Raw genomic sequence first — 13,537 nt, forward strand, 5'->3', positions numbered from 1 at the left:
AAACTCCTTTATGGAATCCTCCCGGGAGGAAACATGAAGCCGACAGTTCACGATATTGCCTCGAAAGCTGGCGTTAGCCTCGCAACCGTTGACCGGGTGATCAACCTGCGTCCTGGCGTGCATGCTGTCACGCGTGCCAAGGTCGAGGCGGCGATTTTGGAGCTGGGTTATGTGCGCGATATGGCCGCCGCCAATCTGGCCAAAGGGCGCAGCTATGCGCTGGTCTTCATTCTGCCCAACAACGACAATTCCTTCATGGCCGGTCTTCGGGCCGAGGTGCGGGCCGCTGCCTCGCGCTCCTATCTGGAGCGCACTTCCATCCGCATCATCGAAGTACCGCCTTTCGATGCGGCGGCACTTGCCCAGGCGCTGGATGTGGCACGACAGGAAAAGCCGTCAGGCGTTGCCTTCGTAGCCATCGATGCCGAGGACGTGGTGGAAGCGGCGGATCGGCTGGCCGATAGCGGCATTGCTGCCGTCACCCTCGTCTCCGATATCACCGGCTCCCGACGCGATCACTTTGCGGGCGTCGATAACGTCGCCGCTGGGCGCACCGCTGCCAGTCTGATGGGCCGGTTTCTGCCGGAAAAAGGCGGTGATGTCGCGGTTCTCGCAGGCTCCATGCTGGTTAAGGACCACCGCGAGCGGCTGGCCGGTTTTCGCTCCGTAATAGACGAGGAATTCCCCGATCTTCGCCTGCTGCCGGTTCTGGAAGGGCGTGATGATCCTGAAACTGTGGAGCAGCTGGTTTCGGAATGCCTCAACGCCAATCCGCAGCTTCTCGGTCTCTACAGTCTGGGTGCAGGCAATCGCGGTCTCATCAAGGCGCTGAAATCATCGCGCCAGCCGTCCTCGCCTTGTGTCATCGCCCACGAACTGACCGAAAACACCGCCAACGGCTTGGCCGAGGGCGTGCTGGATGCGGTGCTGAACCAGGATGCGGGCCATGAAGTGCGCAGCGCCATCCGCGTATTGAAAGCCCGCGCCGATGGTCTTGCCGTCATCGAAGCGCAGGAGCGCATCCGTATCGACATATTCTTGCGGGACAATCTCCCCTGACACTGACATAGCACTGGAGGAAACATGTATCTCGGTCTCGATTTGGGAACATCCGGCGTCAAAGCCCTGCTGATCGATGGCGATCAAAACGTCATCGGTTCGGCCAATGGCGCGCTGGATGTTTCGCGCCTGCATCACGGCTGGTCGGAACAGGACCCGGCACATTGGATAAAGGCAACGGAAACAGCGATTGCTGGTCTGAAAGACAAATTCCCCAAAGAGCTTTCGGCGGTCAAGGGCATCGGCCTCTCCGGCCACATGCATGGCGCGACGCTGGTTGATGCGGCTGGTGATGTACTGCGCCCCTGCATTCTGTGGAACGATACGCGCTCCTATGCCGAAGCAGCCAAGCTGGACGCAGACCCGCGCTTCCGCCAGATCACCGGCAACATCGTTTTCCCCGGCTTTACCGCGCCGAAACTGGTCTGGGTCGCCAATAACGAGCCGGAGATTTTCGCCAAGGTCGCTAAAGTCCTGCTGCCGAAGGATTATCTGCGGCTTTGGCTGACGGGCGAATATATTTCGGAAATGTCCGACTCCGCTGGCACGTCATGGCTCGATACCGGCGCCCGCAAATGGTCATCGGATCTGCTGGAGGCCACTGGGCTAACGGAAGGGCATATGCCGTCGCTTGTGGAAGGCACGGATGAGGCGGGTACGCTGCGCTCCGAGCTTGCCTCCGCCTGGGGCATCTCTGGCAAGGTCGTCGTCGCCGGTGGCGCGGGTGACAATGCCGCGTCCGCCTGCGGTATGGGCACGGTGTCGGAAGGCCATGCCTTCGTTTCGTTGGGCACATCAGGCGTTTTGTTTGCCGCCAACGCATCTTACCTGCCAAAACCCGAGAGCGCCGTCCACGCCTTCTGCCACGCACTGCCCAACACCTGGCACCAGATGGGCGTCATTCTCTCAGCCACCGACGCGCTGAACTGGTATTCCGGCATTACGGGCAAATCCGCAGCCGACCTCTCGACAGAACTGGGCGACGAACTGAAGGCCCCGACCGGCGTCACCTTCGCGCCCTATCTCTCCGGCGAACGCACCCCGCACAATGACGCAGCCATTCGCGGCTCCTTCATTGGCCTATCGCATGAAAGCGATCGCAAGGCGCTGACGCAGGCCGTGATGGAGGGCGTGACCTTTGCCATCAGAGACAATCTCGAAGCGCTGAAATCCGCAGGCACCTCGATTTCCCGCGTCACCGCCATCGGCGGCGGTTCGCGCTCGCGCTACTGGCTAGCGTCGATTGCGACATCGCTCGGTGTTCCCGTGGATATTCCGGCGGAGGGTGACTTCGGGGCTGCCTTTGGCGCGGCGCGGCTGGGGTTGATTGCGGCAACGGGTGCAGACCCGGTTGTGGTGTGTTCTCAGCCGGAAACGGAGGAGACGATTGAGCCAGTTGCCGCGCTGGGAGATGCCTATGAGGAGGCTTATGGGCGGTATCGGGCGCTTTATCCGGCGATCCGCAACATCTGATTTGACGAAGATCCCCTCCCCAACCCCTCCCCACAAGGGGGAGGGGCTTCCCTGCCCCGCTCGTGCTTTACGACAAGGGCGGAGGTCGTGCCTCAAACTGTCTCCCCCCTTGTGGGGGAGATGCCGGCAGGCAGAGGGGGTCTTTGTCACAGCACATACGAAACGTTCACAAGGGAGAAACCAACCATGACCACCGGCTTTTTCGGCGACATCCAGAAAATCAAATACGAAGGCCCAGACAGCACCAACCCGCTGGCCTTCCGCCATTACAACCCCGACGAAATCGTCGGCGGCAAGCGCATGGAAGATCATTTGCGCTTTGCCGTGGCCTACTGGCACACCTTCACATGGCCAGGCGGCGACCCATTCGGTGGCCAGACATTCGAGCGTCCATGGTTTGAAGACACCATGCAGGCGGCAAAGCTGAAGGCCGATGTCGCGTTCGAATTCTTCTCGCTGCTGGGCTCGCCCTTCTACTGCTTCCACGATGCGGATGTGCGCCCTGAGGGCAAGACCTTTGCCGAGAACACGAAAAACCTCAACGAGATCGTCGATTACTTCGGCCAGAAGCAGTCCGATACCGGCGTCAAGCTTCTGTGGGGCACCGCCAACCTCTTCTCCAACCGCCGCTTCATGTCCGGTGCGGCCACCAACCCGGACCCGGATGTGTTCGCCTATTCGGCAGCGACGGTCAAAACCTGCATGGACGCCACCAAGACGCTCGGCGGCGCGAACTACGTTCTCTGGGGCGGTCGTGAAGGTTATGAAACCCTGCTCAACACCGATGTGAAGCGTGAGCTGGATCAGCTTGGCCGCTTCCTCAACCTGGTGGTGGAATACAAGTACAAGATCGGTTTCGAAGGCACGATCTTGATCGAGCCGAAGCCGCAGGAACCGACCAAGCACCAGTATGATTACGACGTCGCCACCGTCTATGCCTTCCTGCAAAAGCACGGCCTGGACAAGGAAGTGAAGGTCAATATCGAGCAGGGCCACGCGATCCTTGCCGGTCACTCCTTTGAGCATGAGCTGGCCATGGCGAACGCCTTCGGCATTTTCGGCTCCATCGATATGAACCGCAACGACTACCAGTCCGGCTGGGATACCGACCAGTTCCCGAACAACGTGCCGGAAATGGCGCTGGCCTATTACCATGTGCTTGATGGAGGCGGCTTCAAGAATGGCGGCACCAACTTCGATTCGAAGCTGCGCCGCCAGTCGCTCGACCCTGCCGACCTGCTGATCGGTCACATCGGCGGCATGGATTGCTGCGCCCGTGGTCTGAAGGCTGCGGCCAAGATGGTGGAAGACAAGGCCCTGTCTCAGCCTCTGGCAGACCGTTACGCCAAGTGGGATTCGGCAGACGCCCAGAAGCTGCTGCGTGGCGAGTTGAAGCTGGAAGAGATCGCGGCGATGGTAGAGCGGGACAACATCAACCCTGAGCCGAAGTCCGGTCGTCAGGAATATCTGGAGAACGTGGTCAACCGCTACGTCTAAAACGCAAAAGGGGAGAAGCTTCCCCTTTTGTAGCCTTTGCGAGCGATCAGGTGATGGGCTGTCGATAAGCGACGAGAGATCACCTGATCGTCCTGCAACGACTTTATGGGAAGGGGCAAAGCGCCCCTCCCCGCACAGCATCACACCTTGGCGGCAGACACTGTCGCTTCGATATGCTCCACCAGCGCATCCGGCAGGCCGAGACGACCGGCCAGCAGATCGAGATATCCACGCTCGGCGCGGCTGTCGGGCTCAATGGTCAGGCGCGACGCGGTGTAGAGTTCCACCTTCTGCTCTTCCGTCTTGGCAGCGGCCACCAGTGCGTCGATATCCAGCGGATCGGCAAGTTCCTTTTCAATGAAGGCCCCTGCTTCCTGATCCAGTTCGGACACCTGCACCTTTTCCATGATGCGGGCGCGCTCGGCTTCATCGATATGACCGTCTGCCTTGGCAGCGGCAATCATGGCCTGCACCAGCGTCAGCGCAAAATTGTTGGAAAGCGTTTCCGACTGCGGATGAAACGGCGAGTCTGTTGGCGGCGGCAGAAGTTCCTGCGTCGGCTGCGGCTGGGGTGCCGTCTGCGGCGTCTTGCCGGACTGGTAGTTCTTGTAGGCGAGGTAGCCAAGACCTGCGATGGCGGCGATGCCGCCAACGGCTGCGGCATTGCCTGCCAGCTTGCGTCCGGTCTTGGTGCCGAAAATAGCGGCGGCAATGGCGCCGGTCTTCATCGGATTGTTCTTCGCGATTTCGGTGGCCTGTCCGGCACGGTCACGCACGCTTCCCGACAGGCCCGGCACCTGCGAACCCAAAAACTGGTCTAGAAGCTTTTTCGCGTCGAACATTCAAATCTCCTGTGTCAATCAATCGTGAAACAGGAGATAGGAAGTCCGGATGCGAATACAAATGGCCGCAACGTTCACGCCGTCGTGAACGCTCGCACTCAGCCGCGCAGCGCTGCCGCTTCGGCTGCAAGCCTGGTGATGCCTGCCCAGTCACCGGCGGCAATCAATTCCTTCGGCGCAACCCAGGAACCGCCAACGCAAACGACGTTCGGCAAAGACAGATAATCCTTGGCGTTTTTCAGCGAAACACTACCGGTCGGGCAGAACATGACATCGGCAATCGGCGAAGACAGCGCCTTGAGGTAAGGCGCACCACCGGCCTGTTCGGCTGGGAAGAATTTCAGAACCTTGTAGCCCTTGTCGCGCAGATGCATGACTTCGCTGGCCGTTGCCGCACCCGGCAGAAGCGGAACCTTGGAACCCTTGGCCGCTTCCAGCACGCTTTTGTTGATGCCGGGGCTGACGATGAAGGTGGAGCCAGCCTTGGCCGCCGCCTCGAAATCCTTGGCATTGAGAATGGTGCCTGCACCCACATGCGCGCCTTCGACTTCATCGGCAACGGCGCGGATGGCATCGAGCGCAACGGGCGTGCGCATGGTGATTTCGATGGCCTTCAGACCACCTTCCACCAGCGCGCGGGCCAGCGGCACGGCAGAGGCGACATCCTCCACGATAAGGACAGGCACCACCGGCTGAAGTTTCAGGATGGAAAGCAGCTTTTCGGAATCCTGGGCCATGATGGTGTCTCCTCTATTGAATCGATTGAATTGCGCATTCAATTACCGCGCAACGCCTGATCTGTCGAGGCAAAACGAAATATTTCAGTTTCATTACTTTTTCATGACAGTTGCATAGGTTACGGTGGCCGAAATCGGGCAGGTTGTTGAATGGCAAAAGAAATCGAACGCAAGTTTCTGGTGGCAGATGAGAGCTGGCGCGAGGAAATCGCATCGCGAACGCGGTTTCGCCAAGGCTATATCGTCTCGCTGGAAGACCGTTCCGTGCGCGTGCGCATCAAGGGGGACGATGCTGCGACCCTGACCATCAAGATCGGGGTTGGTGGCCTTGTGCGCGACGAATATGAATATGACATTCCCGTTTCCGATGCCGAAGAGCTTTTGACCTCCGCCCCCGGCTTCATCATCGAAAAAATTCGCTACACCGTGGAGCATGAAGGCTTCGTGTGGGAAGTCGATGTGTTCGACGGCATCTATCGCGGCCTGACCGTGGCCGAGGTGGAACTGGCTGCCGAAACCGACCAGCCAGCTTTGCCGAAATGGCTGGGCCCGGAAGTCACCGGCGACCGTCGATATTCCAACCAATATCTTGCGACAGACGATCTCAGCACCGAGCTATGCCATGTCATTCAGGATTGATCCGAAAAAGCCCTTTAGCGACGAGTTGCAGCGGATCGGCAGCGAACTGATCAACGATGCCATGGCGGCCCTGTCACAGCAGCCCGACGGTCCGCACAAGGCCGTGCATGAGGCACGCAAGAAGTTCAAACGGCTCCGCGCCCTTTACCGCTTCGTGGAAAGCGAAGAACCGGCGTTTCGCAAGGCTGAAAATCTGCGCTTTCGCGATATTGCCCGCTCGCTGTCGCAGGCCCGCGAGGCCGCTGCTCTGGTGGAAAGCATCCATTACCTCCAGCACTTCAGCCGTTCGGATGCCGAGAGCCAAGCGCTCGCCTCTGCCCATGATGCTCTGGCAAACCGCCGCGACGCGATGACCGGTGACGATGGCGACCTGCCCGCCCGTATCCGGGACGCTTTGCTGGAATGTGAAAAAGGCAAGCACGCCCTGACGCATCTGTCCTTGCCGACGTCCAAAAAGACCGCTGAAAAGCTGGTGAAGCAGACATGGCGCAAACAGCGCAGACAAGCACTCAAGGCGCTCAGCCAATGTCACGCGCAGGCTCATGACGAGGATTTCCACGATCTGCGCAAAAGTGGACAGGTCTACTGGATCCATCTGGCACTGATGCGGCGGCTCTGGCCATCCGCCCTGCGCGCCAAGAAGATCGATGCCAAACGGCTGGTCGATCTACTGGGCCATGAACATGACCTCTCGGTCCTTGCCACCACCGCCGACCACGAGGCGGAGCGTTTCGCGGATGGCAACACGCTTGCCCTGTTGCGGGAAGCGCTCATCCACCGCCAACAGGCGTTGCGTCAGGAATGTCTCGATCTGGCCGACCATGTGTTTGCCGAATCCGCCAAAAGCGAAAGCAAAATCATCGGGCTTTTGTGGAAAGACGCTGCCAGCTAGGCCCTGTGGCTGTTTTGACAAAATTCAAAACTTCACGGCGCGGCCCGCATCCAAGCGAAATAAGATTGCCTAAACGCCCGTCTGGCTGTATTTCAGCCGCCATGACCGACACCTCTACCCTACCCCGCCCGGAAGCCACCGGTGAGTTTCTCGTGGCAGCGCTTTACCATTTCGCCCGCTTTCCGCGGTTCGAAAGCGTGCGCGAGCCGCTGTTTACGCTCTGCCAGCAGAATGGCGTGAAGGGCACGCTGCTTCTGGCGGCTGAAGGCATCAACGGCACCATTGCCGGAACCGATGCGGGCATTGCCAACGTGCTTGCCTATCTGCGCGTCCAGCCGGAATTTGCCGCACTGGAACACAAGGAAAGCCGCGCTTCCAAGATGCCCTTCGTGCGCATGAAGGTGAAGCTGAAGCAGGAAATCGTCACCATGGGCGTGCCGGATATCGATCCGAACCAGATCGTCGGCACCTATGTCGATCCGAAGGACTGGAACGCGCTGATTTCCGACCCGGACACCATTCTCATCGACACCCGCAACGATTACGAAACCGCCATCGGCGTCTTCAAGGGCGCGGTCGATCCGCAGACCAAGACGTTTCGCGAGTTTCCGGGCTGGGTGCAGAACAATCCCGGCCTGCACAACAAGCCGAAGATCGCCATGTACTGCACCGGCGGCATCCGCTGCGAAAAGGCCACCGCCTTCATGAAGGAACAGGGCTTCGATGAGGTCTACCACCTCAAGGGCGGCATTCTGAAATATCTGGAAGAAGTGCCGCAGGAAGAAAGCCTGTGGGAAGGCGCCTGCTTCGTATTCGATGAGCGCGTGTCGGTCGTTCATGGCCTAGCTGAAGGCGACCACAAACTCTGCCACGCCTGCCGCAACCCGATTACGCCGGAAGTTCGTCTGTCCCCCAAGTTCGAGGAAGGCGTCTCCTGCCCCAGCTGCTACGACGACCGCACCGAAGAAGACCGCCAGCGTTTCCGCAATCGCCAGAAGCAGATCGATCTGGCAAAGCAGCGTGGCGAGAAGCATATCGGTCGGTGAGCGCGCAGGGATTATCTCTCCCCCTGTGGGAGAGAAAGCGATTTCAACACCTTAGCCAAAGGCTAAGTGTTAGAAATCGCAAGTGAGGGGTTTCCCCTCGGCGCAAGCGGCAAACCCCTCACCTGAAAAATCTATGACTTAGCTTTCAGCTAAGATCATGATTTTTCTTCCTCTCCCACAGGGGGAGAGGTAACCCAGCCGCGCCAACCCCCACCTCAAGAAACCTTCAACTGCCTTACCGGCGCATCCTGCTCTGCCAACATCCCGCACACCTGTTCCGCATGCATCGGCTTGGCAAACAGATAGCCCTGCAACTCGTCGCAGCCGCATAGTTGCAGAATGGCAGCCTGGTCTTCCGTTTCGATGCCCTCTGCCGTGACGGGGATGCCGAGCGAGCGGGCAAGAGCGACGGTTGCGGTCAGCATTTCCAGTGAGCGACCGCCCTCGTCCAGTGCGACGACCAGCGATTTGTCGATCTTCATGCGGTTGAAGCCGAAGCGGCGCAGATAGCCGATGCTGGCAAAGCCGGAGCCGAAATCGTCGAGTGCGATGCTGACGCCGATCTGCTTGAGTTTTTCGATGGCCGTACCAGCCCGTTCCGGGTGGTGAATGAAATAGCCCTCGGTCATTTCCAGCATGACGCGTGCAGGCGCGATGCCGTGTTCTTCGAGGATGGACAGGACTTGCGCGGCAAAGAGCGGGTTTCTGAACTGCACCGGCGATATATTGACGGCGAGCTTGATGTCTGGCCATTCCGCTGCGGCGTGGCAGGCCTTGCGCAGAACCGACAGGCCAAGCCGGTCGATCATGCCGCTGCTTTCCGCCGCCGCAATGAAGATATCCGGTGAGACCGGGCCATAACCGGCGCGGTTCCAGCGGGCAAGCGCCTCTACCCCGGTGATCCGGCGGCTGAGCGTGTTGACCACCGGCTGAAAGACGACCGTGATTTCGTCGTTTTCGATGGCATATTTGAGATCGGCTTCGAGCTGGTTCTTCTCTTCGCGGCGCGTGTCCATATAGGCTTCATAGGCCATGAAGCGACCGCGACCGCTTTCCTTGGCCTCATACATGGCCATATCGGCGCGGCGCAGAAGCTCCTCGCCGTCGATATCGCCACCCTTGGCCACCGCCGTGCCGATGCTGCAACCGATCGAGGCGACGCGGTCGCCGATCATGAAGGGTTCGGAAAACAGGGTCAGCAAATCCTCGCACAGCTTGCGGCCTTCGATGCGGGCGTTCGGACCTTGCAGCGCAATTGCGAATTCATCCCCGCCCAGACGCGCCAGCAGCCTGTCTGCGGCCAGCACCTGCAAGGCAGCGGCAACGCCCTTGATCAGAAGGTCGCCCGCCCCGTGGCCGAAGGAATCATTGACTTCCTTGAAGCCATCAAGATCGAGATAAATGAGTTTGACGTAGGAATTATCCTGCCGCGAATCCGCCAACAGGCGCTTCAATCCAAGGAACAGGCCGGGCCGATTGCGAAGTCCGCTCAGGCGGTCGCGCAGCAATTCACGGCGGGCAGACGCCTCATCCCGTTTCAGCTTTTTAAGCGCGGTGCTGCCGATGGCCACAAGCGCCAGAAAAAACAGAAGCGTGATGGCATTTGCCCCAAGCACCAGCGGGCGCACTTCTTCAAGGCTGACATCACCCGGCATCTGCGAACGCCAGGTCAGATGGCCGAGAACTTCGCCCAGCGGATCGATGATGCTGACGAAATAGGCCGGATGCGTATCGGGAGACTGGAGGGAAAGCCCGTTGACGACGTAAGTGTGGGCCAACATGTCGATCTTCTCAGCCGTCAGATGACGGGCAAAGATCAGGTAGCGTCTCGCGTCTTCTGGAACATCCAGCAGGCCGGATTTCTGGCGGACAAGAGCGACACCGACAGCGGCGATGCCATCCCGCGTTTTGAGAAAACCCGATGCTTCCGGCGGCTGGCCTGATGGCGCCGAGCGGGCCTTGAGGATGAGATTGGCAAGGCCGTTTCCGAAATAGCTTGGAAGCGGCCAGTCCTCGGCCGCACCGTTGCGATAGGCCAACAGCACACGGTCGTCGGCATCGATGAGAACAGCGGTGTCGAAAAGATCGCTGTTGACGGTCATATCGCCGTAATTGCTGACGAGCCAGGGCATGCCATCGGCGGCATAGGCATATTGGGCCGCATCGTCCCAGGCCGCGTAATCGTTCAGCGTCGAATCGAGCTGGTTAAGAAATGTCGCCAGCGCGCCGGATGTCGTCTCCAGAGAGCGCTTTTCATCGAGCGCATTGGTGTTTTCAGCCACATTGCCAAGCGCGGAGAGGATGAGAACCGTAACGATGACAACCACGGCCGCAAGCGCAAAGAGAACGCCGGCAACGACGGTGCTTTGACCGATCGACCGTCCTCTGGCAACTTTACGCGGCATCGCTGAACTGCATCTTTTTTCCCCTGAAGATGGCATATTCTGCGTGAAATCTTCAAAAGATATTAAGATACAGGGCCGGTTTTTCTCAATCGCGGCGAGCAGATGGCAAAAGCCGCGGGCTTTTCAATTACGGCTAACCAGACGTAAAAAAACCTCTCCCATTATCATGGGAGAGGCTTGAATGAACCGATCAATCGAAAGGTCAGATTACCAGGACGGAATAACCGTGCCGTTGTACTTCTCAAGGATGAAGGTCTTGATTTCCGGGCTGTGGTAGGATTCGACCAGCGTCTTCACCCAAGGCTTGTCCTTGTCCTGCGCGCGCACGGCAATGACGTTGGCATAAGGAGACTTTTCGCTTTCGATGGCGATAGCGTCCTTCTTTGGGTTGAGGCCAGCCGCCGTTGCATAGTTGGTGTTGATGACCGAAGCGTCGGTATCGTCAAGCGAACGTGGCAGTTGGGCAGCGTCCAGTTCCACGATCTGGATGTTCTTCGGGTTTTCGGTGATGTCGGCAGGCGTGACCTTGAGGCCGACTGAAGGATTAACCTTGAGCACGCCCTTGGAGGCCAGAACCAGCAGCGCACGACCGCCATTGGTCGGATCGTTCGGAATGCCGATCGTTGCGCCGTCCTTCAGTTCCTCAAGGTTCTTCACCTTCTTGGAATAGATACCCATCGGCGTGGTGATGGTGGTGCCGACGCTGACGAGATCGAACTTGCGGTCTGCGACCTGATTGTCGAGGTAAGGCTGGTGCTGGAAGGAATTGGCCTGAAGCTCGCCATCCGCCAGCGCCTGGTTCGGCACGACATAATCAGAGAATTCTAGGATTTCGATATCGAGGCCCTTGGTGGCCGCAACCTTCTTGACCTGTTCCATGATCTGCGCATGTTCGGCAGGCGTGACGCCGATCTTGATGGTTTCAGCCAGTGCGCTGCCTGCAAAGAGGGCCGCGAGCGAAGCCGCGATGATGAGTTTTTTCATGAGATGTCTCCTTTACCTAGACGAGTTTTTTAGTTTTTAGTTTTTGCGGTTGCGCTTGTCGAAGCTGCGGGCAAGCGCATCACCGGCGCTTTGCACGATCTGGACAAGCACGATGAGAACGACGACGACGACCAGCATTACGTCGGGCATGAAGCGCTGATAGCCATAGCGAATGCCCAGATCCCCGAGACCTCCACCACCGACAGCGCCGACCATGGCCGAGTAGCCGATGAGGCTGACCAGCGTCAGCGTCAGGGCCAGCGTAATGCCGGGCTTGGCTTCCGCCAGCAGCACCTTGGTCACGATCTGGAGCGGTGTCGCACCCATGGCACGCGCCGCTTCGATCAGGCCCTTGTCGACCTCGCGAATGGCAGCTTCCACCAGACGGGCAACGAAGGGAACGGTCGCCACCGTCAGCGGCACGATGGCAGCAGAGGTGCCGATGGAGGTGCCAGCAACGAGCCGCGTAAACGGAATGATGGCGACCACCAAAATGATGAAGGGCGTGGAACGGGCGGCGTTGACGATGAGGCCGATGACGCGGTTGACCATGGGCGCTTCGAACAGCTCACCCTTGCCACTGGTGGCCAGGAAAATGCCGATGGGCAGGCCGAGCAACGACCCGACGAGACCGGAGACCGCGACCATATGGAGCGTCTGGATCAAACCCTTCCAAAGAACAGCAAAAAGCATATCAGGCGACATAACCGAGAACCTCCGTGGTCAGGCCGGTATCGGCATAGAAACGGTTGGCACGGGCCGTAACCTCTGAGGTTGCCGGGTAGGACACCACCAGCGATCCAAAGGGCTGGCCGGAGATTTCCTCAATGGTGCCGGCGAGAATGTTCACATCAGGACCGATTTCCGCGACCAGTCGTGCGGTCAGCGGCTGAAACGCCGTATCGCCGAAGAAGACGAGACGCACCAGCACGCGATCACCGGGCGTCGCATCCGGCTTCAAACCGGAGGTGACCCAATGCGGCAGCTTCACGCCAACGGCAGATGAGAGCAGGCTGCGGGTCGTCTCGTGGCGCGGATTGGTGAAGATATCGAAGGTGCTGCCCTGCTCGACAATCAGTCCCTTGTCGATGACCGCCACCTGGCTGGCGATGGTCTTCACCACCTCCATCTCATGGGTAATGAGAAGGACAGTCAGACCAAGCTCGGCATTGATCTTCTTCAGCAGTTCCAGAATGGACTGCGTGGTCTCAGGGTCGAGCGCGGACGTGGCTTCATCGGAGAGCAGCAGCTTGGGTTCAGTTGCCAGCGCACGGGCGATGCCGACGCGCTGTTTCTGGCCGCCGGAAAGTTCGGCGGGGTAGCGGTTGGCCTTGTCGCCCAGCCCGACCAGATCGAGCAGCGGCCCGACCTTGCGGCTGATCTCGGCGCGCGAGACACCGGCGATCTCCAGCGGCAGGGCAACATTGTCATAGGCAGTGCGCGAGGACAAAAGATTGAAGTGCTGGAAGATCATGCCAACGGAGCGGCGCAGGGTGCGGAGCCCGGCCTGATCCAGCGCGCCGACATCCACACCATCCACGACAACCTTACCGGCACTGGGACGCTCCAGACCATTGACGAGGCGGATGAGGGTGGATTTGCCTGCGCCGGAGCGACCGATGATGCCGGAAATCGAGCCGCGTGGCACGATATAATCGACACCGGCAAGGGCGGTGAAGGAGGTCTGGCTTTTGGGGTCGCCAAAAGTCTTGGTCACGGCCTCGAACACGACCATCGGGTCGCTGCTCGCTTGGCCGGCGGGCACGGAGTTGGCCGCTGAATTTTGACGTGTCATAAAATGCTCTTCGGACTGTGTCTGTTTGGTCGAAAACCCGGCGGCAAGGTTAGCCGCGTTTGCTCATGCAACCAACTGGCACATTCGACAACGGAAGACGTTCCGGAGCATTACGTTGAACTTTCCTTGGTGAAAGCCGGGATCGGCCTTTGTGTATCGCAAACATGC

Annotated in this window: 12 protein-coding genes; 6 read left to right on the top strand and 6 right to left on the bottom strand. The window is 59.3% G+C overall.

Going from position 1 to position 13,537, the window contains the following annotated elements; all coding sequences use genetic code 11:
• Positions 1–33: 33 nt before the first annotated feature.
• The 3 genes from ABUK73_RS14170 to xylA all read left to right on the top strand — a co-directional run bounded on the left by ABUK73_RS14170 (position 34) and on the right by xylA (position 4,029).
• The gene (locus tag ABUK73_RS14170) at positions 34–1,059 is read left to right on the top strand and encodes a LacI family DNA-binding transcriptional regulator (protein WP_062452189.1); all 1,026 of its coding nucleotides are present in this window, start codon (positions 34–36) and stop codon (positions 1,057–1,059) included.
• Positions 1,060–1,083: 24 nt separating this feature from the next.
• A complete protein-coding gene (xylB, locus tag ABUK73_RS14175; RefSeq protein WP_353577843.1) occupies positions 1,084–2,532 on the top strand; it encodes a xylulokinase in 1,449 nt (482 codons plus the stop codon).
• A 186-nt stretch (positions 2,533–2,718) separates the two neighbouring features.
• Positions 2,719–4,029 (top strand): xylose isomerase, encoded by a 1,311-nt coding sequence (gene xylA, locus ABUK73_RS14180; protein WP_353577844.1) that lies wholly within the window; start codon positions 2,719–2,721, stop codon positions 4,027–4,029.
• A gap of 140 nt (positions 4,030–4,169) precedes the next feature.
• Here xylA and ABUK73_RS14185 read toward each other — a convergent pair whose 3' ends face one another.
• Both ABUK73_RS14185 and ABUK73_RS14190 read right to left on the bottom strand, forming a co-directional pair.
• Positions 4,170–4,871, bottom strand: a complete 702-nt coding sequence (locus tag ABUK73_RS14185; RefSeq protein WP_353577845.1) for a tellurite resistance TerB family protein — start codon at positions 4,869–4,871, stop codon at positions 4,170–4,172.
• 98 nt (positions 4,872–4,969) lie between these two features.
• Positions 4,970–5,608, bottom strand: a complete 639-nt coding sequence (locus ABUK73_RS14190; protein ID WP_353577846.1) for a 2-dehydro-3-deoxy-phosphogluconate aldolase — start codon at positions 5,606–5,608, stop codon at positions 4,970–4,972.
• A 150-nt stretch (positions 5,609–5,758) separates the two neighbouring features.
• Here ABUK73_RS14190 and ABUK73_RS14195 point away from each other — a divergent pair, with 150 nt between their 5' ends.
• The 3 genes from ABUK73_RS14195 to trhO all read left to right on the top strand — a co-directional run bounded on the left by ABUK73_RS14195 (position 5,759) and on the right by trhO (position 8,185).
• Entirely contained in the window at positions 5,759–6,247 is a 489-nt protein-coding gene (locus tag ABUK73_RS14195; RefSeq protein WP_353577847.1) for a CYTH domain-containing protein, read from the top strand.
• Positions 6,231–7,139, top strand: a complete 909-nt coding sequence (locus ABUK73_RS14200) for a CHAD domain-containing protein (protein WP_353577848.1) — start codon at positions 6,231–6,233, stop codon at positions 7,137–7,139. Before ABUK73_RS14195 ends, ABUK73_RS14200 begins: the two co-directional genes overlap by 17 nt.
• A gap of 101 nt (positions 7,140–7,240) precedes the next feature.
• Entirely contained in the window at positions 7,241–8,185 is a 945-nt protein-coding gene (trhO, locus tag ABUK73_RS14205) for an oxygen-dependent tRNA uridine(34) hydroxylase TrhO (RefSeq protein ID WP_353577959.1), read from the top strand.
• Between the two features lie 215 nt (positions 8,186–8,400).
• Here trhO and ABUK73_RS14210 read toward each other — a convergent pair whose 3' ends face one another.
• The 4 genes from ABUK73_RS14210 to ABUK73_RS14225 all read right to left on the bottom strand — a co-directional run bounded on the left by ABUK73_RS14210 (position 8,401) and on the right by ABUK73_RS14225 (position 13,309).
• Positions 8,401–10,590: a bifunctional diguanylate cyclase/phosphodiesterase gene (locus ABUK73_RS14210; protein ID WP_353577849.1), complete on the bottom strand. Its 2,190-nt coding sequence runs from the start codon at positions 10,588–10,590 to the stop codon at positions 8,401–8,403.
• Positions 10,591–10,797: 207 nt separating this feature from the next.
• A complete protein-coding gene (locus ABUK73_RS14215) occupies positions 10,798–11,574 on the bottom strand; it encodes a MetQ/NlpA family ABC transporter substrate-binding protein (protein WP_353577850.1) in 777 nt (258 codons plus the stop codon).
• A 36-nt stretch (positions 11,575–11,610) separates the two neighbouring features.
• Positions 11,611–12,279 carry a methionine ABC transporter permease gene (locus ABUK73_RS14220; RefSeq protein WP_113089850.1) on the bottom strand — a complete coding sequence of 223 codons (669 nt, stop codon included), beginning with the start codon at positions 12,277–12,279 and terminating at the stop codon, positions 11,611–11,613.
• Entirely contained in the window at positions 12,269–13,309 is a 1,041-nt protein-coding gene (locus ABUK73_RS14225; protein WP_454892376.1) for a methionine ABC transporter ATP-binding protein, read from the bottom strand. Before ABUK73_RS14225 ends, ABUK73_RS14220 begins: the two co-directional genes overlap by 11 nt.
• Positions 13,310–13,537: the final 228 nt, after the last annotated feature.

It is taken from the genome of Agrobacterium vacciniicorymbosi, assembly GCF_040427045.1.
Lineage (GTDB): Bacteria > Pseudomonadota > Alphaproteobacteria > Rhizobiales > Rhizobiaceae > Agrobacterium.

Coding starts and splice junctions, on each gene's coding strand:
- ABUK73_RS14225 (WP_454892376.1), bottom strand. CDS start 13,309: ATGGTCGTGTTCGAGGCCGTGACCAAGACTTTTGGCGACCCCAAAAGC.
- trhO (WP_353577959.1), top strand. CDS start 7,241: ATGACCGACACCTCTACCCTACCCCGCCCGGAAGCCACCGGTGAGTTT.
- xylA (WP_353577844.1), top strand. CDS start 2,719: ATGACCACCGGCTTTTTCGGCGACATCCAGAAAATCAAATACGAAGGC.
- ABUK73_RS14195 (WP_353577847.1), top strand. CDS start 5,759: ATGGCAAAAGAAATCGAACGCAAGTTTCTGGTGGCAGATGAGAGCTGG.
- ABUK73_RS14190 (WP_353577846.1), bottom strand. CDS start 5,608: ATGGCCCAGGATTCCGAAAAGCTGCTTTCCATCCTGAAACTTCAGCCG.
- ABUK73_RS14210 (WP_353577849.1), bottom strand. CDS start 10,590: ATGCCGCGTAAAGTTGCCAGAGGACGGTCGATCGGTCAAAGCACCGTC.
- ABUK73_RS14185 (WP_353577845.1), bottom strand. CDS start 4,871: ATGTTCGACGCGAAAAAGCTTCTAGACCAGTTTTTGGGTTCGCAGGTG.
- ABUK73_RS14200 (WP_353577848.1), top strand. CDS start 6,231: ATGTCATTCAGGATTGATCCGAAAAAGCCCTTTAGCGACGAGTTGCAG.
- ABUK73_RS14215 (WP_353577850.1), bottom strand. CDS start 11,574: ATGAAAAAACTCATCATCGCGGCTTCGCTCGCGGCCCTCTTTGCAGGC.
- ABUK73_RS14170 (WP_062452189.1), top strand. CDS start 34: ATGAAGCCGACAGTTCACGATATTGCCTCGAAAGCTGGCGTTAGCCTC.
- ABUK73_RS14220 (WP_113089850.1), bottom strand. CDS start 12,279: ATGTCGCCTGATATGCTTTTTGCTGTTCTTTGGAAGGGTTTGATCCAG.
- xylB (WP_353577843.1), top strand. CDS start 1,084: ATGTATCTCGGTCTCGATTTGGGAACATCCGGCGTCAAAGCCCTGCTG.